This window comes from Candidatus Poseidoniia archaeon (assembly GCA_030748895.1).
Classification (GTDB): Archaea; Thermoplasmatota; Poseidoniia; order MGIII; family CG-Epi1; genus UBA8886.
This window is the reverse complement of the sequence record JASMLC010000001.1, coordinates 61,564-86,902: the sequence shown is the minus strand read 5'-3', so window position 1 is coordinate 86,902 and position 25,339 is coordinate 61,564. Positions and strand designations below refer to the sequence as shown.

Annotated in this window: 24 protein-coding genes, 1 tRNA gene and 1 rRNA gene; 14 read left to right on the top strand and 12 right to left on the bottom strand. The window is 66.6% G+C overall.

Features of this window, described 5'->3' with window-relative positions; translation table 11 throughout:
* Positions 1-18: 18 nt before the first annotated feature.
* Both QGG57_00425 and leuS read right to left on the bottom strand, forming a co-directional pair.
* On the bottom strand, positions 19-2,352 hold the full coding sequence (locus QGG57_00425; protein ID MDP7006650.1) for a PKD domain-containing protein: 2,334 nt from the start codon (positions 2,350-2,352) through the stop codon (positions 19-21).
* Positions 2,353-2,442: 90 nt separating this feature from the next.
* Positions 2,443-5,298, bottom strand: a complete 2,856-nt coding sequence (leuS, locus tag QGG57_00420; protein ID MDP7006649.1) for a leucine--tRNA ligase — start codon at positions 5,296-5,298, stop codon at positions 2,443-2,445.
* A gap of 72 nt (positions 5,299-5,370) precedes the next feature.
* On the opposite strand from leuS, the gene QGG57_00415 reads away from it, so the two are divergent.
* From QGG57_00415 to QGG57_00395, 5 genes are all read left to right on the top strand, one after another.
* Positions 5,371-6,270 carry a TIM barrel protein gene (locus QGG57_00415; protein MDP7006648.1) on the top strand — a complete coding sequence of 300 codons (900 nt, stop codon included), beginning with the start codon at positions 5,371-5,373 and terminating at the stop codon, positions 6,268-6,270.
* Between the two features lie 64 nt (positions 6,271-6,334).
* Positions 6,335-6,455, top strand: a 5S ribosomal RNA gene (gene rrf / locus QGG57_00410).
* A gap of 140 nt (positions 6,456-6,595) precedes the next feature.
* Positions 6,596-7,960, top strand: a complete 1,365-nt coding sequence (locus tag QGG57_00405; GenBank protein ID MDP7006647.1) for a P-loop NTPase — start codon at positions 6,596-6,598, stop codon at positions 7,958-7,960.
* Positions 7,957-9,357: a CUAEP/CCAEP-tail radical SAM protein gene (locus tag QGG57_00400; GenBank protein MDP7006646.1), complete on the top strand. Its 1,401-nt coding sequence runs from the start codon at positions 7,957-7,959 to the stop codon at positions 9,355-9,357. The genes QGG57_00405 and QGG57_00400 overlap by 4 nt, the downstream gene beginning before the upstream one ends.
* A 26-nt stretch (positions 9,358-9,383) precedes the next feature.
* Positions 9,384-10,031, top strand: a complete 648-nt coding sequence (locus QGG57_00395) for a NifU family protein (GenBank protein ID MDP7006645.1) — start codon at positions 9,384-9,386, stop codon at positions 10,029-10,031.
* 90 nt (positions 10,032-10,121) lie between these two features.
* On the opposite strand, the gene QGG57_00390 is transcribed toward QGG57_00395, so the two are convergent.
* On the bottom strand, positions 10,122-10,847 hold the full coding sequence (locus QGG57_00390; GenBank protein ID MDP7006644.1) for a TraB domain-containing protein: 726 nt from the start codon (positions 10,845-10,847) through the stop codon (positions 10,122-10,124).
* Between QGG57_00390 and QGG57_00385 the strand changes: the two genes are divergently transcribed.
* Positions 10,846-11,025: a hypothetical protein gene (locus tag QGG57_00385; protein MDP7006643.1), complete on the top strand. Its 180-nt coding sequence runs from the start codon at positions 10,846-10,848 to the stop codon at positions 11,023-11,025. The genes QGG57_00390 and QGG57_00385 overlap by 2 nt on opposite strands.
* Here QGG57_00385 and QGG57_00380 read toward each other — a convergent pair.
* Positions 11,015-11,917, bottom strand: a complete 903-nt coding sequence (locus QGG57_00380) for a UbiA prenyltransferase family protein (GenBank protein ID MDP7006642.1) — start codon at positions 11,915-11,917, stop codon at positions 11,015-11,017. The two genes, QGG57_00385 and QGG57_00380, sit on opposite strands and share 11 nt — an antisense overlap.
* 85 nt (positions 11,918-12,002) lie before the next feature.
* Here QGG57_00380 and QGG57_00375 point away from each other — a divergent pair, with 85 nt between their 5' ends.
* The gene (locus tag QGG57_00375) at positions 12,003-13,097 is read left to right on the top strand and encodes a pyridoxal phosphate-dependent aminotransferase (protein MDP7006641.1); all 1,095 of its coding nucleotides are present in this window, start codon (positions 12,003-12,005) and stop codon (positions 13,095-13,097) included.
* A complete protein-coding gene (gene nadX, locus QGG57_00370; GenBank protein ID MDP7006640.1) occupies positions 13,082-13,882 on the top strand; it encodes an aspartate dehydrogenase in 801 nt (266 codons plus the stop codon). The genes QGG57_00375 and nadX overlap by 16 nt, the downstream gene beginning before the upstream one ends.
* 72 nt (positions 13,883-13,954) lie before the next feature.
* Here nadX and gyrB read toward each other — a convergent pair whose 3' ends face one another.
* Complete coding sequence (gene gyrB, locus QGG57_00365; protein ID MDP7006639.1) at positions 13,955-15,922, bottom strand: DNA topoisomerase (ATP-hydrolyzing) subunit B; 1,968 nt, start codon at positions 15,920-15,922, stop codon at positions 13,955-13,957.
* Between the two features lie 74 nt (positions 15,923-15,996).
* Entirely contained in the window at positions 15,997-17,622 is a 1,626-nt protein-coding gene (locus tag QGG57_00360) for a glutamate--tRNA ligase (GenBank protein ID MDP7006638.1), read from the bottom strand.
* A gap of 230 nt (positions 17,623-17,852) precedes the next feature.
* Between QGG57_00360 and QGG57_00355 the strand changes: the two genes are divergently transcribed.
* A complete protein-coding gene (locus QGG57_00355) occupies positions 17,853-18,464 on the top strand; it encodes a hypothetical protein (GenBank protein ID MDP7006637.1) in 612 nt (203 codons plus the stop codon).
* Here the strand turns inward: QGG57_00355 and QGG57_00350 are convergent.
* A complete protein-coding gene (locus tag QGG57_00350) occupies positions 18,461-18,586 on the bottom strand; it encodes a hypothetical protein (protein MDP7006636.1) in 126 nt (41 codons plus the stop codon). The genes QGG57_00355 and QGG57_00350 overlap by 4 nt on opposite strands.
* A gap of 2 nt (positions 18,587-18,588) precedes the next feature.
* On the bottom strand, positions 18,589-19,386 hold the full coding sequence (locus QGG57_00345) for an undecaprenyl-diphosphate phosphatase (GenBank protein MDP7006635.1): 798 nt from the start codon (positions 19,384-19,386) through the stop codon (positions 18,589-18,591).
* A gap of 49 nt (positions 19,387-19,435) precedes the next feature.
* On the opposite strand from QGG57_00345, the gene QGG57_00340 reads away from it, so the two are divergent.
* Entirely contained in the window at positions 19,436-20,428 is a 993-nt protein-coding gene (locus QGG57_00340) for a carboxypeptidase-like regulatory domain-containing protein (GenBank protein MDP7006634.1), read from the top strand.
* A gap of 11 nt (positions 20,429-20,439) precedes the next feature.
* On the top strand, positions 20,440-20,949 hold the full coding sequence (locus tag QGG57_00335; protein MDP7006633.1) for a DUF2085 domain-containing protein: 510 nt from the start codon (positions 20,440-20,442) through the stop codon (positions 20,947-20,949).
* On the opposite strand, the gene QGG57_00330 is transcribed toward QGG57_00335, so the two are convergent.
* Genes QGG57_00330 through QGG57_00320 form a run of 3 tightly spaced genes read right to left on the bottom strand, consistent with a single transcriptional unit; the run spans position 20,946 to position 22,002 of the window.
* Positions 20,946-21,110: a hypothetical protein gene (locus tag QGG57_00330; GenBank protein MDP7006632.1), complete on the bottom strand. Its 165-nt coding sequence runs from the start codon at positions 21,108-21,110 to the stop codon at positions 20,946-20,948. The genes QGG57_00335 and QGG57_00330 overlap by 4 nt on opposite strands.
* Positions 21,107-21,778, bottom strand: coding sequence for a hypothetical protein (locus QGG57_00325; GenBank protein MDP7006631.1), 672 nt, complete (start codon positions 21,776-21,778; stop codon positions 21,107-21,109). Before QGG57_00325 ends, QGG57_00330 begins: the two co-directional genes overlap by 4 nt.
* A complete protein-coding gene (locus tag QGG57_00320; GenBank protein ID MDP7006630.1) occupies positions 21,775-22,002 on the bottom strand; it encodes a hypothetical protein in 228 nt (75 codons plus the stop codon). Before QGG57_00320 ends, QGG57_00325 begins: the two co-directional genes overlap by 4 nt.
* Before the next feature lie 80 nt (positions 22,003-22,082).
* Here QGG57_00320 and QGG57_00315 point away from each other — a divergent pair, with 80 nt between their 5' ends.
* Complete coding sequence (locus QGG57_00315) at positions 22,083-22,808, top strand: site-2 protease family protein (GenBank protein MDP7006629.1); 726 nt, start codon at positions 22,083-22,085, stop codon at positions 22,806-22,808.
* Between the two features lie 86 nt (positions 22,809-22,894).
* Positions 22,895-23,269, top strand: coding sequence for a DCC1-like thiol-disulfide oxidoreductase family protein (locus QGG57_00310; protein MDP7006628.1), 375 nt, complete (start codon positions 22,895-22,897; stop codon positions 23,267-23,269).
* 15 nt (positions 23,270-23,284) lie between these two features.
* On the opposite strand, the gene QGG57_00305 is transcribed toward QGG57_00310, so the two are convergent.
* A tRNA-Leu gene (locus QGG57_00305) sits at positions 23,285-23,372 on the bottom strand.
* A gap of 93 nt (positions 23,373-23,465) precedes the next feature.
* On the opposite strand from QGG57_00305, the gene QGG57_00300 reads away from it, so the two are divergent.
* Complete coding sequence (locus QGG57_00300; protein ID MDP7006627.1) at positions 23,466-25,280, top strand: hypothetical protein; 1,815 nt, start codon at positions 23,466-23,468, stop codon at positions 25,278-25,280.
* Positions 25,281-25,339: the final 59 nt, after the last annotated feature.

Sequence of the window (25,339 nt, the reverse complement as noted above, 5' to 3'; positions counted from 1 at the left end):
GCAGCAGGCGCGGTGCGTTTACTTGCCGAAGATCTGGTCGCGGTAGATGTAGCCCAGCGCTCCGAAGACCGCCATCACGATGGCAGCAATCAGCCCGATTGAGGTCCAGTCGCGGCCGTCATCGGCAGCCTTGACTGTGACCAGTTTCACCAGCTCGTTCTTCTCAACGCCCTCGTCGATTACGTTAGCGGCGTCGACCACGACAAAAATCGTGTGCTCGCCCTTGGGGATGTTACTCCACGTAGCCGTTAGCGTGTATGAGTGCTCGATACCGGCGCTGAGGTTAGCGCCATCGACCGAGATGTTAGCAAACTCGTTGCCGGCTGCAATCGAGTCGGCGTAGAATGCGACGTTGAAGCTACCGGAGATGTTCTCCTGCAGCAGCTTGAGCGTTGCCTCCATCACGAGGTTGTCGCCCTCCTGCGGGGAGTCGCTGGTGAAGTTGAGCGAGGAGATGAAGAGGTCAGGCCGCACCATCGTCGCCGGCTCGACCAGCGCCCCGAAGACCGCTTCGTTGCCAGCGCGGTCGGTGACCGTCAGGACGACGTTGAACCCCCCTTCCTGCAGCTCGGCGTAAACATGCTCAACCACGGCGCCGGAATCGCTCATGCCGTCATCGAACACCCAGTTGAAGGTGAGGTCAGCCAGTGAGTCGAAGTTGTCCTCGGTGCTCGAGGCGTTGAAGATTACCGGAGCGCCCTCCATTGCCTTCTGCAAGGCTTGTTCATCTGCCTCGATGGTGCCGTTGCCGTTAATGTCGTAGTAGTAAGTGAACTTGGCGTCGGGGATGGTGACGTCGTTCACGATGATTGTTGCCGAATCCGAGGCGCTGTTGCCAGCCGCGTCGGTGGTGGTGAGCGTGACCTCATACTCCCCGGGTTCGCTGAACTGCTTGCTGACGACCGAGCCGCTGTCGCTGCCCTCTTCGCCGAAGTCCCACACCCAGGAGGCAATCTCGCTCTCGCCGTCGCTCGAGCCGGAGCCGTTGAAGACCAGCGTCGAGGTGTCTTCGTTGACGTTGGTGTCATTGTAGGCTGCGCCTTCGTCGTCAATGGAAGCCTTGACCGTAGTCGTAAAGTTGGAAGTGGGCGCGCTGCCGTCAACCAGGATTGTGACGTTGGCGGTGTCCACGTTGCCGTACTGGTCCATCGCGGTCAGGTTGACTGTGTAGCTGCCGCCCGCGCTCCAGGAATGGTTGAGCTCTTCCTGTCCGTAGGTGCTTGCGCCGCCCTCGCCGAAGTCCCACTCCAGCTGCGTGATACCGACCGTCGCGCTCGCGCCGGCCGCCGAGAAGCTGACCGCTTCATCGACTGCGACGACATACGCGCCGGCGAGCATGTTCGCCTCGCTGGTGACCACGACGTCAGCCGTCGGGCCGGGGTTGAGTTGCAGCAGCACAGTCATGCCGCTGACGTCCATTACCGGAATGCTCGAGGTGACTGCGGGGACGCCCGGCAGCGCCGCAACCCGGGTACCGCTCGAAGCAGTGTCGAGCACGATTTCCAGATTCTCGCCCGCGCCGTCGCCAGCCACGGTTACGCCGGTGGCGTAGTCCGCGTGGAACGCGAAGATGTAGTTGCCGTTGCTCGCTGCGCTGGGGCGCACGACGTGCGTCGCACCGCCCAGCTTCTCGGCCGCGCCCCAGGTGGCGGTCGAAGCCTCGTAGAGCATGACCTCGGCGTCGCGCAGCGTGTTGCCGTCGCCGTCAAGGATGCGCACATACTTCAGGTTGTCATCGTTGACCACTGAAAGCACGACATTTGCTGAACTGCTAATTGAGGAATAGTAGCCCGCAGCCGTGACCCGCAGCGTGAAGGACTCGTTGGCGAGTCCGCTGAAGCTGTAGTTTCCGTCGGCGTCCGTGGTTGCGCTGCGCTCGTAAGCGGCGCTGCCGCCCCACCAGTCGTCGCCAGATTCCTCGCCTGCCAGCGTGACGCTGGCGCCCTCGATTGCCGAGGAGCCGTCGGTGACGTTGCCGGCAAAGCTGTCGGAACCGCCCATCGTGGCGACCAAGATAACATCATCCATGCTGCCGCTGCCGTCGACGGTGACGTCGTTCACGACGGCGAGGTAGCCCGCCATCTCGTAACCGAACTGGTAGTCGCCATCCTCGAGGTTGTCGAGGCTGTACCAGCCGTCTTCGAGCGTTGAGGTGTTCGTTACCGCGCCGGTAGCGCTGTTGAACGCACTGACTGTCGCGCCAGAAAGGCCGGCGCCGTCAGCCAGAACGAAGCCGTCCCGGTCGTAGGTAGCCGCGCTCGCATTGGTTGCGAGAAGCAGCCCCGCGAATGCTCCGCAGAGCAGCATCGCAGTGGCTAGCAGGACTTTGAGCGATTGTCGCTGTTGAGTCATGGTGATCACTCCCGGCAGGAAACCCGGGGGCCGGCCGAGTCGGGGGCTATATATATAGATTGCAAAACGATAATCGTTGGGACACTATCACTATTTCACGAAGATAGCGGGCCGCAGCGGCGCCGCCTGCCGCGCCTTCCCGGCGGCTCCACCTGTCGCGTCTCCGGCAGGCGCAACCGCCACCTCACAGCCGAACGTTGCGGCGAGGAAGTTGGAAGCCTGCTCGAGCACCACCTCCTCGTCGAGCTGCTCGGCGTAGCGCGCCGCCCAGCCGGGGCCGAGCGCAGGGATTTCCTGCATCACCCATCGCTTCAGGAAGGCGGCCGCCTCCTTCCGGGTCGCGGCGGGAAGCGCGGCCATCGCCGCCTTCATCAGCGGCTGCATATCGACGCGGCCACGCTCGTCGGCCAGTCCGGCAGCGAGTCCGACGGCCTGCCACTTCCAGTCGGGCGCGACCAGCAGCGTAATCGCCTGCGGCGACTCGATGCGCGCCACTTTCAGGATGGCTTCAATGTCGGCGTGGGTGCGCTGGACCAGCGCCTCGCCGCGCAGCAGCGTCGCGGGCGCTGGATCGCCGTCCGGGTAGGACGCTTCGCTGGCGAAACCGTCGCCGCCGAGTAGCTCCCATGCCTCCTCGGACAGGTGCGGCACTATCGGCGCCAGCCCGCGCGTGACGGTCGAAAGATAGTCGTGGAGCAGGTCCCTGCGTGGCTTTCCACAGCGTCGCAGGTACCAGCGGTAGTGGCGCGGCAGCTCGAAGAAAAGGCGGCGCATCGCCGTGCGGAAGCGCATCCGGTCGCACGCCCGCCGCGCGCCGTGCGCAGCCTGCGAGAGCATCGCCGCAAACCAGTCGTCGGCAGGGTGCGGCTCGTCGCGTCCGCTGCCGGCGTTGGCGGCGACAAAGCGCAGCCAGCGTTCCAGCTTGCGGCCGGCGGTGTCGGCGAAGCTCGCTTCCCAGTTGGGGTCATCGAGCCCTTCGCCGGAGTTGCAAAGAGTCAGCCGTGTTGCGTCGGCGCCGTAGCGGTCAATCAGCTGCCGGATGGTGTAGATGTTGCCGCGCGACTTGGACATCTTCTCGCCGTCGACCAGTACCCAGCCGTTGACCGCGAAACCGCGCGGCCACTTCTCGGGCGGGAAGATGGCGGTGTGGTTGAACAGGCTGAACGAAAGGTGGTTCTGGATAAGGTCCTTGCCGCTCACGCGCAAGTCGTAAGGGTACCAGTATTCGAATTCGGCACGCCATGCGGCCACCTGTGTCGCGTCGATGCCCGGTACCACGGCGGGGTCGCCGTCGCCGAAGAGCGCCTCGAAAAGCTCCCCACCCAGTTTTGCGGCCGGCAGCGAGTTGACGTGATGCGCGACAGTGTAGTAGGCCATGTAGATGGTCGAGTCGCTCAGCGACTCGATGACCCACTTCTCGTCCCACGGCAGCCGCGTTCCCAAGCCCTGCTCGCGCGCGCAGGCCCAGTCGCGCAGCCAGCCCAGCACATATTCGAACTGCGCGCGCGCCTTGCGCGGGAAGAGCGTCATGCCATCGAGCGCCTCACGGGTACGCGCGGTCCACGCCTCGTCGCCGTATTTCAGGAACCACTGGTCCTCGACGATTTTGACGGTGCAGTCGGTGAGCCAGCGGCTGCGTGCAGGCCCGGTCAGCTCGTAGTAGCGCGCGGCGTCGCCGCTGGCGATGAGCGCCGCGCGCACCTTCTCGCGCGCCGTGTCCACCGGCAGTCCGGCGCAGCCCATATCGACCGTTTTGAGCATCGCGCCATGCTGGAAGCTGTGCAGGTAGAGCTGCTGCTTCGCCTCCTCCAGCCGGGCGCGGTCATGCTGGTCGCGCACACCCATCTGGCGGCAGAGCGCGGGCGCCGGAACGGTCCCGAGCTCGCCCGAATCAATGATGGCGAGCGGCTCGATTTCTTTTATATATTTATAGTCCAGACCCCACTTGGCGCAGAGCGCGGCCGATTCCTGCAAGTCCGCCAGCCCCTGCCAGTCGTCCGGCGCGTCGCTCGGGACTGACGTCACGATGCCGGAGCCGATGGCGGCGTCGCAGAAATCGGCCGGTAGCACAATCAGCTCGCGGTCGACCCCCGGCGCCGCAAAGCGCTGCCCGATAAGTTCGCGGCCCGTGATGGTGCCCAGTTCCTCGACCGCGTGCCCTTGCAACCGCAGCTTGGCCGGCATCTGCTGTGAGCAAATCCACTCCTCGCCGTCGACCCGCGCTCGCGCGTAAGTGCCGCTGCCGTCAACCCACAGGTTGGTCTGCCCGAAGACCGTCTCGGGCCGCAGCGTCGCCGCGACCAGCGTACCGGCGTCGCCGCGGAACTTGAGCAGGCAGTATTCCTGCGGTGTCTCGCCCTCGCCCGAGACGCGGTCGTGGTCGCCGACGACCGTCTCGCGCTCGGGGCACCAGACGACCGGGAACGACCCCTTGCGCAGGTAATCGCCCTCGCGCAGCCGGTTGAACTGCCAGCGGATGAACGCGTCGTAGGCCGGGTTCTGGTCGGTGGTGATGAAGCTGCGGCGCCAGTCGACCGCCAGCCCCAGCGCCTGCAAGTCCTGCTGGAACCGCTCCGGAAAGTGCTCGAACCACGCCTGCGGCTCCGCCAGCGACTCCGCCAGCTCGCCGGTGATGCCCATCTGCTCCAGCGCGCGCATCTGGCTCGGTTCCTGCTCGGCAACGCGCTGCGCCGCGGCGGCGATGGGGGTGCCGGTGCAGTGGAATGCGAAGGGCCACAGCACGTTGCGCCCGCGCATGCGCTGGTAGCGTGCCATCATCTCGGCGCGCAGGAGCGTGAAGCCGTGCCCCAGGTGCGGGTAGCCGTTGACGTAGGGATACGGGAAAGTGACGAAATATTTCTCGCGCCCGGGGTCGGGCTCCGCCTCGAAGAGCCGCGCAGCGTCCCAGCGCTGCTGCCACTTCGCTTCCCGTGCGGGGGTGCTCACGGCCGCGGCAGTCGGCGCTCCGTTATAAAACGGCCAACAGGTAAAATAGAACCCCGGTTTGCGGGCCGAACCATGATTCGCTTCGGGCCGGCGGGGATACCGCTCTCGTGCAAGGGACGCACCGTCCGCGACGGCATCGAGGATATCCACGCGCTGGGACTGCACGCGATGGAAATCCAGCTGGTGCGCGGCCGCGCGGTCGTCGAACTGGATGACTTCGAGGAGCTGGGCGAGATTGCCCACTCGCTCGACATCTACATGGCAATCCACGCGCCCTACTACATGGATTTCCTTGGCAATGGCTACATGCGTAACAAGTCGAGCAAGTTCCTGCAGTTCGCCGGTGAAATCGGGACGAAGATTGGCGCGCGCACTATCGTCACTCACATCGGCCCCTACCATGACTTCTCCTCGCGCGAGGCGATCGAGGCGCTGGTGCCAGCCTTCCGTGAGCTGCGCAACCACTACCTGCAGCACAACTTCCGCCCGCGCATCGGTGTCGAGCTCTCGGGGCGACCCGACCTGTTCGGCACGTTGCGCGAAATCACCGAGCTCTGCCAGCGAGTGCGCGGGCTGGTGCCGATTATCAACTGGCCGCACCTCCACGCACGCGGTAACCGCTGGCTCAATGACCGCGAGAGCTTCAAGCGCGTCTTCGACTTCTTCGAGGCCAACCTCGGGCTCGACAAGTTCTACTGCCACTTCTCGGGAGTCGAGTTCGACGTCGACGGCAACGAGCGGCACTACGCTCCGGTCAAGCGGGGCGAAATCAAGTTCGAGCATCTGGCCGAGGTAATCCTCGAGAACGACTACAACGTTATCATGATTTCCGACTCGCCGCTGATGGAGCACGACGCGATGTACATGAAGCTCATCATGGAGCGCGTCGAGTCGCGGCGGCAGGAGCGCATCGCCCGCCGCGAAGCTTCCGAGCGCATCCGGCAGGTGCGCGAAGCGGCCGCCGAAGCCTGAAATGCGGATGCCAGCGGGCGCCGGGCGCTAAATTCTAAATACCCCCCCAAGGTCGAGCCGATGGTCTGACGGCCATAGCGGTGGGGTTCACCCGTTCCCATTCCGAACACGGAAGTTAAGTCCACCAGCGTTTCTGGCGGTACTGTGGTGCGAGAGCCCACGGGAATCTGGGATCGCCGTCAACCAACCTTTTCTGCCCGGCGGCGCCCGTGGCACCGCCGGACGCAAAATGTTGACGAAAAAGAACATTGTGCCGTAACGCGCAGTCATTATCAGCATTTTGACGAAAAACTCCAAATACAACGGACGTCCCGTGGTGCCGCCCATGGGAGCCGAAGAAGCGCTGCGCGCAGTCAGAGACCCGCTGCTGAAGCGGGACGTCATCAGCTTGGGCTACGTGCGCGGGCTGACCGCTAGCGGCAGCCGCGTGCGCTTCACGCTGCGGCTGCCGTCGCCCGCGTCCCCGCACGGCGACGCGCTGGCGGGGCAGTGCCGCGAGGCGCTGCTGGCGCTCGACGGCGTCGATGACGTCGATATCAAGACGGCGTGGGAGGTGCCGCGGCTGCCGGCGCTCGAGTCCCAGACGACGCCCGCCGCGCTGGCGCAGGTGAAGCAGATTGTCGCAGTCGCGAGCGGCAAGGGCGGCGTCGGCAAGTCAACGGTGGCGGTGAACCTGGCGTTCGCCTGCGCGCGGGCTGGCGCGCGCGTCGGGATTCTGGACATCGACGTCTACGGCCCGTCGGTGCCGGGAATGCTTGGCCTGCGCGACCATAGCCTGGCGGGGAGCCTGCATGGAGTCCTTGAGCCGGTCGCGGCGCACGGCCTCAAGGTGATGTCGATGGGATTCCTGACCACGAAGGAAACGCCGCTGGTGTGGCGTGGGCCGATTGCGTCGCAGCTGGTGCAGCAGTTCCTGAGCGCGGTAGCGTGGGGCGAACTCGACTACCTTTTCGTCGATTTACCACCGGGGACGGGCGACATCCAGCTGACGCTGACGCAGGCGGTGCCGCTCTCCGGGGCAATCATCGTCACGACGCCGCAGGAGGTGGCGCACACGATTGCCGAGAAGGGGCTGCACATGTTCCAGCAGGTAAAGGTCCCGATACTCGGCATCGTCGAGAACATGGCCTACTACCACTGCCCAGAATGCGGCCACAGCGATCCCATCTTTCGCGAAGGCGGTGGCGAAGCCACAGCGCAGAAACTGGACATTCCACTGCTATCGCGTATCCCGCTCAACTCCAGCATCGCCGCGGCGATGGACGCCGGCAAGCCAATCGCGGAGGGCGAAATCGGCGACGCGTTCGCTGCGCTGGCGGGCGAGGCTATGGCGCGCGCTTCTGCGACGGCGCTGGGCGAGGCGCTCAACCCGGCCGCGCCGCAGGAGCTGGCGGTGGTGGCGGGTGGCGCGGTGCAGGTGAAGTGGCGCGACGGTGCCGAGCAAATTATCCCGGCGCACACGCTGCGCAGCGAATGCCCCTGCGCTGGCTGCGTCGACGAGTTCTCGGGCGAGAAACTGCTGCAGCCAGAGCAGGTTCCGGCCGACATCACGGTCGCCTCGACCGCCAGCATCGGGCGCTACGCGGTGCGACTCGACTTCAGCGACGGGCACAACAGCGGCATCTTCGAGTTCGCGCGACTACGCGCCATTGGCGATGCGGCGGCCGACGCAGCGGCGTTCGAGGTTTGAGCGCCACCGCGGCCGCTATGCACGGCGACGGCAGCATCCTGCTACTCTCGTGCTACGAGCTAGGGCATGCGCCGGCCGGCATCGCCTGGCCGGCGGCATTCCTGCGGCGTGCCGGTTTCGCGCCGCGGGTAACGGACCTGGCGACCTGCGAGCTGGACGAGGGCGCGGTGCGCGAGGCGCAGCTGGTTGCGATTTCGGTCCCGATGCACACCGCGCTGCGGCTGGCGGTGCCGGTCGCCCGGCGCGTTCGGGAACTGAACGCGGCGGTGCACATCTGCTTCCATGGCCTTTACGCGCAGCTCAACCGCGACTGGCTGCTCGCCAACGTTGCCGACAGCTGCCTTGGCGGGGAGTCGGAGCAGGCGCTGGTTGCGCTCTGTGAGGCGCTGGCGCGGGGCGAATCTGCGCCAATGTCGGCAGCACCGCTGCTGGCGCGGCCGGATTACCCGGTTCCCGACGGCAGCGGCCTTGCGGGCGGCTACGCCGAGTTGTTGGACAACGGCCACTCCGCGCCGGCTGGCTTCGCCGAGGCGACGCGGGGGTGCAAGTACACCTGCCGCCACTGTCCAGTCACGCCGGTCTACAACGGCCGTTTTTTCGCGGTTCCCGTCGAGAACGTGCTACAGCAGGTGCGCAAGCAGGTGGCCGGCGGGGCGCAGCATATCACCTTCGGCGACCCCGATTTCCTGAACGGCCCGCGGCACGCCTTGCGGGTGGCCGAGGCGCTGCACGCCGAGTTCCCGCAGCTGACGTTTGACGTCACCGCCAAGGTCGAGCACCTGCTGCGCTTCGCCGATTTGCTTCCGCAACTGGCCGAGTGCGGCTGCCTGTTCATCGTCACGGCGGTCGAGTCGCTCAGCGACCGCGTGCTCGAAATCCTTGACAAGGGGCATACGCGCTTCGACGTCGAGCGGGCGCTGGCGGCGACGCGCGCGGCGGGGATTACGATGCGCCCGTCGCTGGTCGCCTTCACACCGTGGACGACGCTTGACGACTATCTGGAGCTGTTCGAGTTCGCCGCCGCGAACGCGCTGGTGGGGGCCATCGAGCCGGTGCAGTTCACCATCCGGCTGCTGCTGCCGCCCGGGTCGGCGCTGCTCGACCACTCCGGGATGGCGCCGCACCTGCGCGGACTCAGCGCAGCTGACTTCGGCCATCGCTGGGAGCACCCCGACCCGCGCATGGATGCGCTGCACCGCGAGGCGGTTGCGGTCGCCGAAGAGGGTGGCGATGATGCGACGCTGTTCCACGCGCTCTGGAGCGTGGCGCGCTCCGCTGCCGGACAGGCGCCGCCGCCTACGATGGCGGCGGCGGCGGGACCGCGGCTCTCCGAGAGCTGGTACTGCTGCGCCGAGCCGAGTCCGGCGCTGCTGGAACTCAGCCAGCAAAGCACTTAATAGCGCGACAGCGCAGCCCCCGCAGGATGTCCGAAATCCGCATCCGGGGCGAGCCGACCGCCGACCCACAGGTGTGCCGCTTCGTCGTTGACCGCAGCCTGCACGGTGGCAACGCCAGCTTCGCTTCCGCAGCGGCAGCCGAAGGGGCGCCGCTGGCCGAGGCGCTGTTCGCGCTGCCGGACGTCAGCGCAGTCACCATCGCGCGCGACACGGTCAGCATAACCAAGCAGGGCGACGCGGCGTGGCCCGAAATCGGCAAGCTGATTGGCGACGCCATCCGCGCGCAAATTGCGAGCGGCGAGCCGGCCGTGGGCGAAACGGCCACGGCGGGCGGCGAAGAGCTGTTCGAGCGCGTGCAGGCCGTGCTCATCAACGAGATTAACCCCAGCATCGCCAACCACGGCGGCGTCGTCACGCTACAGCGGGTCGAGGAAGGCAAGGCGTTCGTCCAGATGGGCGGCGGTTGCCAGGGATGCGGCATGGCCGACGTGACGCTCAAGCACGGCATCGAATCCTACCTGCGGCAGAAAGTCCCGGAAATCAGCGAGGTTGTCGACGTCACCGACCATGTGGAGGGCGAAGACCCCTACTTCGCGCCCGGCAAGGGCGCCGGCGGCGGCAAGGCGGGCGGCGGTGGCGGCGGCGGTTGCAGTGCTTGTGGTGCCAGCAAATAGCTGGCACAACATGCTCAGCTTCGCCTCGCAGCGCAATCTTTCTGGCCTCGCGGAGCTCGGCCAGCGGTTGCTGCGGCACCAGCAAGTAAGCTAGCCGTTTCCGCGCAGCGCGAGCAGCCGGCTGAGCGGCACCATATCTGGAGACAGACGAGCGAGCCGCCGCTCCAGCCCCGGCAAATGGCCTTCGCCGACGACCGCCGCCACGCGCTGGCCGTCGCGCAGCAGCGCCACCAGCCGGCGCGCCATGTGGCGGTCACGGCGGTCAATCAGCTCGCGTTGCAGCGACGGGAAGCGGCGCGCGAACTCAGCGAGTTCGCGCGAGAAGTCGCCGGTCGCAAGCGGGTTCGCGGCGGCCGGCCCGCTCGCCAGCGCATCCGCGCCCAGCAGCGGCGGCAGCAGCTCGCGCGCCAGCGCCAGCCGCTCGCGCCAGCCGAGCGCCCGCCAGGCGCGCTGTAGCGTCGGGATGACCGGCAGGTCCACCAGCGCCAGCCGCGCACCGAGCCGCTGCGCGGTGCGGCCGGCGGCGAGCATGTCACTGCCGGGCGGCGCGCCCAGCATTTCGCCCAGCCGCTCCTGCAGCGACGCGAGCAGCCGCAGCAACAGCGGACCGCGGCGCGGCCTGACGGGCGCCCGCAAGGCCGCCCAGCGCTGGGGGTCAAGCTCGAGTGCGACGACGTCGGGGTCGAAAGTGCGCAGCACCCGCTCGAGCGGCAGCGCCAGCTCCATCACGTGCGCCGTCCCCACCAGCAACAGCCGTCCCGCCACGAAGGGCAGCGACCGCGCGCATAAATACACGGCAGCCTGCGCTGCACCCATGTTCAGCAGCTCGGCAGACCCGGACGCGCCGGAGAAATGCCCCTTCTGCAAGAAGGATATCGGCGTGGTCGATAACACCTACCGTTTCAGTGCCATCGATTTGGATACTGGCGGCGGGCAGGTCATGTCCATCTCCTGCGCGAACTGCCGCAAGATTCTCGGCTTCGTCAACGCCTGAAGGGTGGAGACGGCGAGCCAGAGAGGTAGAGCCAGAGGAACGACGCGGTCGCGAGTGCCGCAATCGTCGCGAGGATAATCGACCCGCGACGCACCGTCTCGTAGTCTGGCGCAACGTTGGGCGGCAGCTCGCGCCAGTGCGCCAGCGGCTGCAGCAGCAGAATCCAGCCGGTCCACCAGAGCAGGTTGCGGTCCCACGGAAACGCGTCGGTCGCGCCGCTCCAGAACAGGATTCCGGCGCCGGCAGTCGTCGCAGCCCACGAGAGCCGCATCGTCGCCACCGCGCCGAAGCGCGTCGCGAAGGTGGTCGTGCCGACCGCGCGGTCAGCGGCGACGTCGACCGCCATCGTGGGGCAGTAGAACGCGACGAGATAGCAGACGACCGACGCAAAGTAGAGTCGCGGGAATTCCGCCAGCGGCTGCGAGAGCGACCAGCCCGCCAGCGGCAGCAGGAAGCCGAGGCTGGCGCCGTTGGAAGCGATGTCCAGTCCCGGCCTTTCCTTGAGCCGCAGCGGCGCGATATTGTAGGCGAGCGAAATCGCCGTAAGGCCGAGCAGGCACAGGAAAAAATCGCGCCCCGCGAGCGCCGCCAGCGCCAGCGTCGCCGCCTGCAGCGCGCCGAAGAGCGCCCATCCGGCTGCCGGGGTGAGGTCGCCCCGCACGAGCAGGCTGAACGCCTTGCGGGGATTCCGCCGGTCGCTATCGAGGTCGCAGAGGTGGTTCAGGACGAAACTGCTCGACGTCAGCAGCGCCACCGTCGCCAGCCCCAGAAAGCCAGCGGCGCTGCTCCACGCCTGCGCGCCGACGATGAAACCAATCTGGAACGGCACCAGCGCGACCAGCCAGAACTCGACGCCGATGAATCGCAGCCAGAGTCGCAGGGGCGCGCGCACGCCGACGAACCGCTCGGGCGCTTAATGAAGCCGGGGGCCGCCGCGCCGGGCGCACTCTTAATTCAGCCCTGACGCGTCGCCCGCGATGAGCGGGGACTTCGCGTACGCGCACGGTCGCGACGACATCGTCTGGATGGCGCAGAACACCAACCACCTGCCGACGCATCCCGCCATCGAGCAGGCCATCCGCGACTCGGCCGCCAGCCGGGAATTCAACAAGTATCCGCTCGCGCAGGGGCTGCCGCGGCTGCGCGAGCTCATCCGCGAAGACCTGGGACTGCCCGACTTCGGGATGCACATCACCAACGGCGGCACTGAGGCGCTCTACTGCCTGATGCGCTACCTGCAGCCGCCCGGGAGCCGCATGATTACGTCAGACCCGTCCTATTTCATCATCCACAAGTTCGCGAAAATGGGCGGCGCCGAGTGCACCGACCTGCCGATTTACGGCGGTAGCTGCCGCTTCGACCTGGACGCGGTCCGGGCTGCCATTACGCCGGAGACGAAGAGCATCCTGCTGATTGACCCGCTCAACCCGCTCGGCTCGACCTACCCGCGTGAGGAGGTGCGCGCGCTCTGCGAAATCGCGCGCGAGCACGACCTGTGGATTATCGATGACATCACCTACCGCGACTTCGCACCAGAGCACACGTTGGCGACCGAGTTCACACCGGAGCGCACCATCATCGCCTACTCGGTGAGCAAGAACTGCGGGCTGGCGGGGCTGCGCGTGGGGGCGCTGGTGGCACCGCAGGAGTTCATCGATGACATCGCCGGCAGTATGGTCTCCGATTTGGGGATTTCAATTATCGGCCAGCGCGCCGCGATTGCCGCGCTCGAGACAAAGTCGGAGTGGCTGCCGCGGAACCTTGAAACCTGCCACCGCAACCAGGCCATCATCAAGCGCGCCGTCGACGCCGTCGACGCCGCGCACCTGCCGGTCTACCCGTCGGCAGCCAGCATGATGGTCATCGACATCGCGGAGTGCGGGGTTTCGCCGCAGGCGGTGCAGGATGCGCTGCTTTACGACCATCAGGTTTTCATCCGCGCCGGTAATTACGTCTCGGCGCGCTTCGGCGACCGCTTCGTGCGCGTCTCCTTCTCGCTGCCGACCCCCGAGGTCGAGCGGTTCGCCGAGCATTTCCCGCGCGTGATGGAGCGGCTGTGCGACTCGGGCTGATTGGCTGCGGCTCAATCGGCTCGACGCTGGCGCGCTTCCTGCAGGCGGAGCCGGGTGTCAGCGAAATCATCATCTGGGACCGCGCCCGCACCCGCGCTCGCGAACTGGCGCGTGCGATGGACAAAATCACCTATGTCCCCAGCTTCGGCGCGATGCTCGATGAGGTCGAGGTGGTTGTCGAGGCGGCGTCGCAGGCGGCGGTGCGGTCGCGCGGCCCCGCCGTGCTCGAGGCGGGGCGCGAGCTGGTCGTGATGTCGGTCGGTGCGCTCGCCGAACCCGCAACGCTGCGCGCGCTCAGGCGCGCAGCGCGCAAGGGCGGCAGCCACTTCCACGTCCCGTCGGGCGCCATTGCGGGACTGGACGGGCTCAAGTCGGCTCAAGTCGGCAACTTGCACAGCGTCGAACTGGAGACGCGCAAGCCGCCGCGCATGTTCGAGGGCACCGAGGCGTGGGAAGGCGGCGCGCTGGCACGCATCCGCAAGCCGCGCACCATCTTCGACGGTGCCGCCGCCGAAGCGTGCCGCCGCTTTCCGCAGAACGTTAACGTCGCCGCGACGCTCGGGCTGGCGGGGCTCGGCGCCGAGGGCACGCGGGTGCGCATCGTCGCCGACCCGGACGCGGAGCGCAACACCCACATCATCACAGTCGAGGGCGATTTCGGCCGCATGCGCGTCGAGGTCGCGAACCTGCCGAGCCTGCGCAATCCACGCACTTCGCACCTGGCGGCGCTCTCGGCAGTCGCGACCGTGCGGGGGCTGCTTTCCGAGTTCAGACTTGGAACTTGACTATTATAATTTATATTGGGCTGCGGCTATTCCGGATGGAAACGGAATACAGCTAGTCGCGCCGGAGCAGCCTCAGATATCCAGGTTCGTGACTTCGGTCGCATGCGCTTCGATGAACTCGCGGCGCGGTGCGACATCGTCGCCCATAAGGGTGCGGAAGATTTCGTCAGCGCCGACCATTGGCCATAGTACCTCTTCGATATCCTGGATGGTAACCTGCAACAGCGTGCGCCGCTCGGGGTCCATCGTCGTCTCCCACAGCTGGATGGCGTTCATCTCGCCGAGTCCCTTGTAGCGCTGGATGTGGTGGTTCTCGCCGAACTCCGCCTGCAGCCGCTCCAGCTGCAGGTCGTCGTAGGCGTAGGCCGCCTTCTTGCCGCGGGAAATCTTGTAGAGCGGTGGCTGCGCGATGTAGACGTAGCCGGCGTAAATCAGCGGCTGCATGTAGCGGTAGATGAACGTCAGCAGCAACGTGCGGATGTGCGCCCCGTCAACATCCGCATCGGTCATGATAATCAGTTTGTGGTAGCGCGCCTGCTCGAGATTCAGTTCCTCACCGTTGGTTTCATCAACATTGTCATCCTCACCGTCGTCAGGCATTATGTCACACCCACACCCCATCGCGGTAATCAGCGCCATAATTTCGGCGTTGGCGAGCATTTTGTCGACGCGAGCCTTCTCGACGTTCAGGATTTTTCCGCGCAGCGGCAGAACCGCCTGTGTCGTGCGATTACGTCCCTGCTTGGCGGTGCCTCCCGCCGAGTCTCCCTCAACGACGAACAGTTCGCTCAGCACAGGGTCACGGGACTGGCAGTCAGCAAGCTTTCCAGGCAAGCCACCACCCTCCAACAGCCCCTTGCGACGGGTCAGGTCACGCGCCTTCTTGGCCGCCTCACGCGCCGCGAACGCCTGAATGCATTTAGCGACAATAGTCTGCGCGTCGGAAGGATTCTCCTCGAACCAGTTTGCCAAGCCATCGCCGATAGCCTTGTTGACGATACCCTTGACCTCGGAGTTGCCGAGCTTGGTCTTGGTCTGCCCCTCGAACTGCGGCTCGGGCACCTTGATAGAGAGGATGCAGGTGAGACCCTCACGCACGTCACTACCGTCGAGCGCCGCATCCTTCTCTTTCAATTGCTTGCGCTTTAGTGCGACGCTATTGAGCGTGCGCGTCAGCGCGCTACGCAGTCCCGAAAGGTGGGTGCCACCCTCGCGGGTGGCGATGTTGTTGGTAAACGTGTGGATGTGCTCACGGTAGGTGGTGGTCCACTGCAGCGCCGCCTCGACCTGTACCTGCTCCAGCTCGGTGGTGATGAGCAGCGGGTCGCGCATCAACGTAGTGCGGCTATCGTTCAGGAAGCTGACATACTCCGCAAGGCCACCCTCGAAGCGGAAGCTCTCAGAGCGGCCGCCCTCCTCGGCGATGGAGATGCTGATACCAGCGTTCAGGTACGCCAGCTCGCGGAAGCGCGTTCGTAGCAGCTCGTACTCCAGTTGCGTCGTCTCGAAAATCTCCTTGTCGGGCAGGAACTGCACCAGCGTGCCGTGCTCCTTGCTGTCGGCGACCCGCTCCAGTCCGGAATCGGTCTCGCCACGCTTGTAGGATTGCCGAAAGTGCCCTCCGTCACGGTGGACATCAACCCGCGTCCACTCCGAGAGGCCGTTGACGACCGAGACGCCAACGCCATGCAGCCCGCCCGAAACCTTGTAGGTGTCACTGTCGAACTTGCCGCCGGCGTGAAGCTTGGTCATCACGATTTCCAGCGCCGGCACCTTGTACTGCGGATGCTCGTCGACCGGGATGCCACGGCCGTTGTCGTGCACTGAACAGCTACCATCCTTATGCAGCTCGACCGTGATGGTATCACAGTGCCCGTTCATCGCCTCGTCAACGGCGTTGTCGACCACTTCGTAGACCAGATGGTGCAGCCCGTCACGGCCGGTCGAGCCGATGTACATCGCCGGTCGCTTGCGGACCGCCTCAAGCCCTTCCAGAACCTGAATCTGGTCCGCCCTGTAATCCTCTGTTTTGGATGGCATGCTCTACCTGTCGGGACGGCAGGCGTATGGGGTTAAAAGTGTGTCCCTGATTTTATATATCAGTCGTCAGCGAATCAGCGGTGCAGGAATAGCGCTCGCCCTCGCTCCAGCCTGACGAAGCCAACTCGCTCGAACTGCACCACTTCGCCTTCCAGTTCTGCCGTCGCCGGCTCCGCGATGCCATCGGTCGCCGAGCCGTCCGGCCGCAGCAGCTGCAACGGTGTGCCGGCTGCGCACCACTGGACGATTGGCACGCCCTTGACCGGGTCGTCGCCGGCGTGCTCGAGCCGGCCGTCGCGCAGCCGGCAGTTGCAGAGGTTTTTCAGCCGCAGCAGGTCGCCCTCTGCCAGCTTCTGCACGTCGGCCGCCGGCAGCGAAACGGTCGCACCCGGCGCGACCGTTTCGCGTCGCTCGCCCATCTCGTCGCGGTCGGGATGGAACGGCGCATGCTTCTCCAGCGGCTGTGGCGCGTCGAGCCTCAACTCGACCGGCTCCGGCACCCAGAATAGCCGCTTTGCTTCGGGCTCGACGAGCGCGCGGTTGGCCGCCTCCAGGTTCTGCCATGACAGGGAAATATCGGCCTCCTTGACGCCGGCGGCGACCCAGTAATCCATGATAGCCTGCGGCTGGTAGCCGCGGCGCCGCAGCGCCCCCAGCGTCGCGAGGCGGGGGTCGTCCCAGCCCGAGTATTCCCCGGCAGCGAGGCCTTCGCGGATGGTGCTGGTCTTGAGCAGCGTGTCAGGAATCGAGACCAGTCCGTAGTGGATGAATTGCGGCTCGTCCCAGCCGAGGTGGCGGTAGACCCACTGCTGGCGCTGCGTGTTGTTCAAATGGTCCTTGCCGCGCAATACGTGCGTCACGCCGAGCCGGTAATCGTCGACCGCGACGGCGAAATTGTAGGTCGGCCAGACCCGCCACGCGTCGCCCTGCCGCGGGTGCTCCGCCTCAGCGACCCGCAAGGCGACGAAGTCGCGCAGCGCCGGGTTCCGGTCTTCGAGGTCAGTCTTCACGACGACGATGTCGTCGTCCCCGGAAAGCAGCGCCTCGAACGCTGCCTGCTGCGCCTCAGGCTTGCCGCCGCGGCAGGGGCAGGCGGTGCTCTGGCGCTTCAGCTCGCGCCACTCCTCGGCGTCGCAATGGCAGACGTAGGCCGCGCCGCGCGACAGCAGTTCGCGGGCGTCGTCGTAGTAAATCTCGAGCCGATCCGACTGCACCACCGTCTCGTCGGGCGTCGCGCCGAGCCACTCCATGTCGGCCGCAATCAGGTCGTACGCGCCGGGGTCGACCGCCGCCGGGTTGGTGTCCTCCAGCCGCAGGATGAGCTTGCCGTCGTGCAGCTCGCGGTAAGCGTGGTTCAGCGCCACCGCGCGCGAGTGGCCGAAGTGCAGCGGCCCGCTCGGACCGGGCGCGAAGCGCAGCACCACTGCACCGTCGGCCTCGAGCGGCGGGAGCCCGCGGTGGCCGCTGTCGGTCGCCTGGCGGGGCTCCGGTGGGGCGGGCGCCTGTGCCGCCACTTCCGCGGGCGAGAGCGCGTTCACTTCGGCGACAATGCGCTCGGCGACTGCACTGAGTTCACGCGCCTGCGACCGCAATTCCGGGTGCGCGCCGAGCACCTTCCCCAGCACCGATTTCGGCTGCGCCGCACCATGCCGCGCCGCCTCCTGCAATGCGGCTGCGCGCAGCGCCTCTTCCGCTTCCACGGCGACGAGGGCGATGGTGGGGTTATCAATCTGCCGCCGCCGCGACTCGCGGCGGCGGCGAGCGCAACCTCTCTGGCCTCGCCCTGCTCGGCCAGCGGCTGCTGTCGCCCGCTCCCGTCGGTCGCAGGCTGGCAAGCGCAGTCTGGCGTGTCCCGCTACGCGCGACACGCGGCTGCTGCCGCCTGCGGCGACGGCGACAATCTTTAATCCTTCAAGCGCACGGGGCGGACATGAAGCGGATGCTGGCGGTCGCGCTGATGCTCGCCACGGTGGGCTGCATCGACGTTCCCGCCATGAACGGGCTGATGGACCGGCTGGTGCCCGAGCCGGAGGCGGTCTACACGCAGGTCGAACTCAACCACTTCGAGGGGCAGTTCGCGCCCGACCCCGACCAGGACCAGGATACGCTAATCGAGGCCGTGCTGGATATTGCCGAGGACCCGCTCCAGTTCCAGCAGGCGCTGCAGAACCTCTCGTGGGTCGAATATACCCACAAGTTCGAGCTGCCGCAAGGTGCGCGCTACCTGCGAGTCGAGATTACGATTGACTACATGCTCATCGGTGGCGAGCAACCCGAGGAAGGGCCGGCGGGAACGCTCGACCTCACCTTCCGCACCCCGGACGGCGAGGTGTTCTGCCGTGATGACCGCGAGCCGCCCTGCTACGAAATCGTCTACTGGACTGGCAACGAGAAGGAAATCGGCCCCTACTCGCCACCGCTCCCCACGGTCGAGGGCGAGTGGACCATCACCATCTCCGGCTCGGGGATGGAGGGGGTCGCTTCGCAACTCTATTCGGGCAACTATGAACTAGTCGTCCAGACCGAAATCCTGCAGCGCTAGAGCGACAGGATAACGAGGCCGACCAGCCCGCAGTAGGGCGCAAACCAGTGGAACCGCTGCTGCTCTACGAGGGCGAGCAGCCGCTGGCCGAGCGAAGCGAGGACAGATAGGCTGCGCTGCAAGGTTACAGCAGCAGGAGCGCCGCGCCGACCAGCCCACAATATGGCGCAAACCAGTGGAACCGCTGCTGCTCCACCAGCGCCAGCAGCCAGCGCAGCGCGAGGAAGCCGGTGATGGCGGCGGCAGCCATCCCGAGCAGGAACTCGGCCGGCGCGACTCCCGCGAGCGCGCCTTCGCGCTCCTGCAGCAGCTCGAGGGCGGTTGCGCCGAGGATGGCGGGCATCGACATCAGGAACGAGAGCCGCGCCGCCGCGACCGGGCGCATGCCAGCCGCCATGCCGGCCGCAATTGTCAGCCCCGAGCGCGAGAGTCCCGGTAGCACCGCCAGCCCCTGCGCCAGCCCCATCCAGAGGCCGACGACGAGCGGCACGCTCGCCACGTCGAGCGTGCCGCCGCGACCGCGCGAGAGCCAGAGCACGCCAGCGGTCACGAGCAGCCCAACTCCCGTAATTTGTAGCGAGCCGAGCCAGCCGCTCGCAAAGGCGTCAAAGCTGAAGCCGATAATCGCCGTCGGGATGCTCGCGAGCAGCACCAGTTGCACGGTGCGCTCGTCAGGATCGGTCGTGCCGGTGCGCACTGCGCGCAGCGCAGCAGGCGTCGCGCGCAGCGCGCCCGCAATGTCGGTGCGCAGCAGCCAGCCGGCGGCGAGCAGCGTGCCGAGATGCAGCGCGATGTTGAAGAAGAGTGGCGGGCGCACGCCGCTGAGGTGCTCGAAAATCACCAAGTGGCCGCTGCTGCTGACCGGCAGCCACTCGGTCAGCCCCTGCACGATGCCGAGCAGCAACGCTATCGCTGGTTCCATCGCGCGGCGAGTCGCCACGTTTATTTAACGCGGGTGCAAGTCCGCGCCGATGGTGACGCAACAACTGGAGTGCCCGGTCTGCTTCATCCGCTTCGATACCGGACGCCGGCCGGGGCGGTCGGTCGCCTGCCCCAGCTGCGACCACGGCTTCAACGTCCCGGGCGAGGAAGCGCCCGCCGTGGAAGCCGCCCCGGAGGCGGCAGCGGAAAAGGCGGCCGAAGAGGAATCCCCGCAAGGCGACGAAGAAGTGGCTACCGAAGAGGAGGCGCCGGAAGGCGACGAGCCGGAAACCGCGCCGCCGGAGCCCGCACCGCCCGATGAGCCACCTGTCCCGCCCGAGCCGAGCGCGCCCGGGACACTCGAGCTGTTGGGCGAGCTCTCGACCGCCTACCGCACAGAGCGGCTGCAATCGGTCATCGACGGCCCGCGCAGCAAGGCGCAGCTGGCGGGGCTGCTGCTGCTCGCGGTGGCGGTGCTCGGGCTGTTCGCGGCGACCGCGACAGCCATCAAGTGGAGCGGCTACGACTCGCCGTGGGAAGGCGATGCGACAGCCAGCCTTTACGGCTCGGTGATTGACGTCAACGGCACCGCGCTCGAGAACGTGCGGGTCGCCGCGGGCGGCCAGCAGGCGTTCACCGACGGGGAAGGGCGCTATTTCCTGCACAACCTGACCAGCGGCGAACTGAAGGTGACCTTCTTCAGCCCCGGCTTCCGCACCCACTCGACCTGGATTGACCTGCGGCCCGCTGCGACCAACCTGCTCAACGCACAGCTCGAGCCGGGTGACGGTCACGATATTATCGACCAGCGCAGCAACGTCGCGCGACCGTGGCCGCCCAGCGCTGCGCAGGCGCCGGTGCTGGCGCTGATGGCGCTGCTGGCGCTGATGGGAGCAGGTGCGGCGCTGCTCGAGCGCCACTTCCGGCTGGCGCTCTTCGGCGCGGTCGCCGGCATCCTGAGCTGGGGCTTCCTGCTCGGCAGTTTGTTGTCTCTAGCTGCATTACTTTTGCTGCTCGGCGACCGTGAGCGGTTCGAGGTGTGACCGCTTCGCAAGTGGCGCGCTTCGTCACCGCGCTTTCACGCCGCGAACAGGTGGCGCTGGCGCTGCTCTGGGGCTGGGTGCTACTGGTCGCAGGCGGGCCGCTGCTGCTCGAGCCGGGGGCGACCGGGGACCTGTCGGGCTACGTCGGGCGCGTCGATAACCGCGAGACGATTGACGCGATGAACCCCATCGCCGCGGTGGTCTACTGGCTGGGCGACGCAAACTGCCACCAGATTTCGAGCCGCTCCTACGCCTACGCAGGCAACCAGATGCCGTTCTGCACGCGCGACCTCGGCATCTTCGCCGGCCTTGCGCTGGGCTTCACCGTCGCCTTGCGGCGTCGCCCGGAGCTGTCGCTGCCGCTGGTGCTGCTGGCGCTGGTGCCCATCGGGCTCGATGGCACCATCCAGCTGCTGACCAACTACGAGTCAACCAATCCGCGGCGGATAATCACGGGGCTGCTCGCCGGCGGCGTGACCGGCTGGGCGCTGATGATTATCTTGGAGCCGAGACGGAATTAATCGTCGCGCGACTCGCCGCACCACGGGCATTCGCGTGCGTCCGGCGGGAGCACGCGGTAGCACTCCGCGCAGAGCTCCCCGGGGTTGTAGAGCTTCTGCCACAGGAAAATCCCGGCGATGAGCCCGACGAACAGCAGGACGAGCATGATGGTGAAAATCACGTCGGTAGCCTCGCGACTCCCTGCTGGTAGAGCGCCGCGGCGCCCGCCGCGAAGGCGAGCGCCGTCGCCGCGTCAATCGCCGGCTCGGGTCGCTCAATGGCCGAGATGCGCAGGAAGCCGAGGGCGAGGTAGAGCAGCGCCAGCCGGGCGGCGGTGCGGACGCCGCTGTCACGCTGGAGCGCCGGCATAAGCCAGAGCGCCATGCCGCCCAGCAGCACCGTCGCCGCCAGTCCGAACCAGGCGTCGAGCAGCCCGCCGGGGAACGGCAGCACTCCGTCGGGCTGCCCCGCCTCGAGCACAAGCAGCTTCCAGAACTCGTGCGCCGCGCCGAAGAAGAGGCCGAAGCCGGCCGCGTAGTAGCCGGCGTAGCGCGCGTCGCGGAAAGTGCGTAGCCGCAGCCCGAGCCAGAGCACCAGCATCACCAGCGCCGGCGCGACAATCATCAGCGACGCGTAGCCCACGGTGGGTGAGCGCCGGTCGAAGCCGCCCAGCAGCATCAGCACCTCGGCAATCGTCCCGAAAATGGCGCCGCCGCCGCACGCCAGATAGAGCTTGCGCTCCTCCAGCTGCTCCTCGACGGGGGCGATGGTGCGCAGGAAAAGCCAGAACGCTGGAGCGAAGAGCACCAGCATCCCGAGCAGGTTGGCGGCCCAGAAGGGAGAACTCACGCGTCGAACGCCCGGAGCTTCGCCTTCAGCTCCGCAATCTGTCGCTCGAAGTTGGCGTGCTGGATAGCGAGCTCACCCTGATAGCGCGTCTGCGACGCCTCGAGCACCGCGTAGTTCTCCGACTTGAGGCGCTTCATCTCGGCAGCGTGCACCGCCTGCTGCTCCTCCAGCTGCGCCTCGAGCGCGGCGATGCGCGTGCGCAGCTGCTCCTGACCTTCGCCCACGCGCGCCGATGGCTGGCGCGCTTAAGCGCTTGCGTCGCGCGCCGGCCAAATTCCTTAAGACGGGGGCAGGGTGGCGCGCCGTGTGGAGCGACCGCTCGCGGGGCCGGCAGGCGACTTACCGCGCCGAGTATTCCCCGTTTACCGCCGGCTGGGGCGAGCCGCTACAGGTTAACCGCCGGCCGGGCGGGATGCTCTTCTCCGACTACGAGAAGGCGCAGATTGCCGAGTCGGTGGCGATACTGACGGTCGCGCTGGCGCTGGCACTCGCCGGCGGACTCGGCGCGGCGCTGGCGAATCTCTCGATTTTTGCAGTGAAACTGCTGATGTCCTTCGCGGCGGTGATGACCGGCTTCCTGCTGCACGAGCTGGCGCACAAGTGGATGGCGCAGAAATATGGCTGCTGGGCCGAATACCGCGGCAACCGCAACGGGCTGCTGCTGGCGCTGCTGATGGGCGCCTTCGGCTTCCTGATTGCGGCGCCGGGCGCGGTGATGGTCGCCGGCCACGTCACCCCGCGGCAGCACGGCCACATCGCTGCGGTGGGACCGCTCACCAACATCGCGCTGGCGCTGGCGGCGCTGCCGTTCTACCTGCTGCTGGCTGGCGCCGCCGGGCCACTCGGCTGGGCCGGCGCGCTGGCGCGCTTTCTGGTTATCATCAACATCATCCTGGGCGGATTCAACATGATTCCAGTCCCGCCGTTCGACGGCTCCAAAATCATGGCGTGGAGCAGCGCCGCGTGGGGCGGTATCGTCGCCGGCATCCTGGCGCTCGCGATGGTCTACTGGACCATTCCACCTTTCTGACGACCGATATTTAAGCTGCGTAACGCCGTGCGGGCGACCCCACAGGGCGACGCAACGCGCTTTTACGCTGCGCCGGCTGGCGCACCGTGTCTGGAGCGGGGTGGCTGCTGTATGACGGCGAGTGCAGCTTCTGCCGCGGGCTCGCCGACCGCTGGGGCGGGCTGGCGCAGCGCGCCGGCTTCTCACTGGCGGAGCTGGAGGCAGAGTGGGTGCGCGAGCGGCTCGCCCGGAACGACGGGGCGGCGGACATGACCGCCGCCCCGGACGAGTTGTTGTTGCTGCTCCCCGATGACAGCGTGCTCGGCGGCGCCGATGCGCTCGTCGAAATCTGCCGCCACATCTGGTGGGGCTGGCCGCTCTGGCTGCTCTCGCGGTTTCCCGGCGTGATGCCGCTGTTGCGCTGGCTCTACCGGCGTGTCGCCGCACGGCGGCACCGACTGGCGACGAGCGCAGCGCCGTAGCTGAACGGTAAAGGATGGTGCGGGGGGTCGGATTCGAACCGACGAATCCCTGAGGAACCGGATCTTAAGTCCGGCACAATTGGCCAGGCTATGCGACCCCCGCACTCAGTTTCCACCCCTCCCGAACCTTTAAAATAGATGGTGACTGCCGCGACAGCAGCAGGAATCTGCTTTCTGCTCAAGGACAAAACTCTGTATGCAAGAAGCCCTTCAGCGTCTCGAAGAGCTGGCCGGTGCAAGCAAACCACCGTCCTCAGTTGCACTCTACAATGGTTCTCCGGCCGAGCGCAAACGGCTGCTGGTTGAGCTCGAACCGCGACTGCAAGAGCGCGGGCTGGCGGTGCTTTTATTCAACGCGCGGCGACACCTGTCGGAGCCGAACCTCGGCGTCCCGCTGGCGCAGCAGCTACTGCTCCAGTTGCAGGACTTCTCGGATCACGACAGCACGGTCACCGAAATTACCAACCGGCTGATGGAGGGACTGGACCAGCTAGCCGTCGTGACGCGCGGCACCGCCCACATGGAGGCGATGCGCGAGTTCGACGCTGCGATGAGCAAGCTGCTCGACCGGCTGGTGACGCAGCCGCCGCTGGTGGTGCTGGTGCAGGGCGTCGATATGGCTGCTCCCGGGGTGCTGCTGAAGCTGATTGAGTTCATGGCCAGCTACCTTGACCTGCCGCGCTGTATGTTTGTGCTGGCGCTCGGCGAGCGGGCGCTGGAGGGCGACTTGCGTGAGCAGGGCGGTGGCCGCATGCCCTACACGCCGCAGGAATTCCTCGAGGAGACTTTCACCAACGTCGTTTCGATTGGCGGCGCAACCGCCCCGCAACCCGGCTCCGGCCCCAGCCTTGACACCGGGCTGGAGCAGAAGCTGGCCGAAGTCCGGGCGATGGCGCCCGAATTCCACGCTCTAGCCAAGGAGCGGCCCGAGCTGCTCAACGCGGTCGAACGGCTGGTGCGCGGCGCAAATGCGCCCGAGCTGCTCAAGCTAGTCACCGGTAATGCGATTGCACTCGACGCTTACAACAACGGCAACCTGCGGGCGCTGCTCGCGCGGGAGCCCTTCTTCGACCCGCAGCCAATCAGCCCTCCGACGGGGCAGCCCGACGGGGGGCCGGGAGTGGTGATGCTCAACGAGGGACCTCAGTTCGAGGTCTCCCCGGGGCTCGACAGCGAAAGCGGCGCGGATATTGCCAGTCGCCGGCACAATGCAGGACTCGACAAGCACGACGACAAGATGCCGCACAACCAGGTTTTCAAGGTGCGTGAGCTGACTGGACGCAAGGCGCATTTGCAACAGGGAGAGGAAGGGATGGAGCTCGTCCCCCCCAAGAAGGTATCGATACGCAAGCGCAAGTCCGCCGCTCGCAAGCGCAAGGTGCGCAAGGTGAAACGTGCGCGCAAGCAACCCGCGCCGGAAAAGGGGGTCACCGTCAAGGCACTGCTCAAGCCAGTCCTGGCGGGCGATTACCTCGCCGCGAAGGAGCTCTGGACCCGGATTCCCGAACTGCCGCCCGGCGAACTCGATGAACTGGTAAGGCTCTACGTAGAAGAGACCACGAACCGCAGCCAGCGCGTGCGCGCCACCGCCGCTACGGCGCTGGGAGCCGTGGCGCGGGCAATCGACTTCGAGATGCCCTCCGGCGTGATGGATGCGCTGCTGATACTGACCAACGACGCGGTCAAGGACGTCAAGGACGCCGCGGTAGCTGCGATGCGTGAAATCAAGGGCAACGGCGAGGAGCCCGCCTTCGAGCACGGTATCGGTGGCAGTGTGCCCTCCTTTACGCCGGTCGACACCGGCTCCCCGATGGTGCGCGAAAGCGGAGCCGACCTGCCAACCTTCGCGCCGGTCGAAGACGACGCCCCCACCTTCAAGGCGGTCGCGGATGAGCCATCGTTCAAGGCAGTCGATGAGGATGTACCGGTCTTCCAGCCGGTCGAGGATGACGCTCCCCAATTCAAGGCGGTCACGGATGAGAAACCGAAGTTCAAGGTCCTCAGCGACTAGTTAATTACGTATTTTCGCGTAGCTACGCAACCGTTTAAGATAGCGCGCGGGTCGCGCAG

Excerpts from the sequence above, each read along its gene's own strand:
- QGG57_00355 (MDP7006637.1), top strand. The coding sequence starts at position 17,853 with ATGAAGCGGATGCTGGCGGTCGCGCTGATGCTCGCCACGGTGGGCTGC.
- QGG57_00405 (MDP7006647.1), top strand. The coding sequence starts at position 6,596 with ATGGGAGCCGAAGAAGCGCTGCGCGCAGTCAGAGACCCGCTGCTGAAG.
- QGG57_00345 (MDP7006635.1), bottom strand. The coding sequence starts at position 19,386 with ATGGAACCAGCGATAGCGTTGCTGCTCGGCATCGTGCAGGGGCTGACC.
- gyrB (MDP7006639.1), bottom strand. The coding sequence starts at position 15,922 with ATGCCATCCAAAACAGAGGATTACAGGGCGGACCAGATTCAGGTTCTG.
- QGG57_00375 (MDP7006641.1), top strand. The coding sequence starts at position 12,003 with ATGAGCGGGGACTTCGCGTACGCGCACGGTCGCGACGACATCGTCTGG.
- QGG57_00300 (MDP7006627.1), top strand. The coding sequence starts at position 23,466 with ATGCAAGAAGCCCTTCAGCGTCTCGAAGAGCTGGCCGGTGCAAGCAAA.
- QGG57_00415 (MDP7006648.1), top strand. The coding sequence starts at position 5,371 with ATGATTCGCTTCGGGCCGGCGGGGATACCGCTCTCGTGCAAGGGACGC.
- QGG57_00340 (MDP7006634.1), top strand. The coding sequence starts at position 19,436 with ATGGTGACGCAACAACTGGAGTGCCCGGTCTGCTTCATCCGCTTCGAT.
- QGG57_00390 (MDP7006644.1), bottom strand. The coding sequence starts at position 10,847 with ATGGGTGCAGCGCAGGCTGCCGTGTATTTATGCGCGCGGTCGCTGCCC.
- QGG57_00385 (MDP7006643.1), top strand. The coding sequence starts at position 10,846 with ATGTTCAGCAGCTCGGCAGACCCGGACGCGCCGGAGAAATGCCCCTTC.
- QGG57_00425 (MDP7006650.1), bottom strand. The coding sequence starts at position 2,352 with ATGACTCAACAGCGACAATCGCTCAAAGTCCTGCTAGCCACTGCGATG.
- QGG57_00395 (MDP7006645.1), top strand. The coding sequence starts at position 9,384 with ATGTCCGAAATCCGCATCCGGGGCGAGCCGACCGCCGACCCACAGGTG.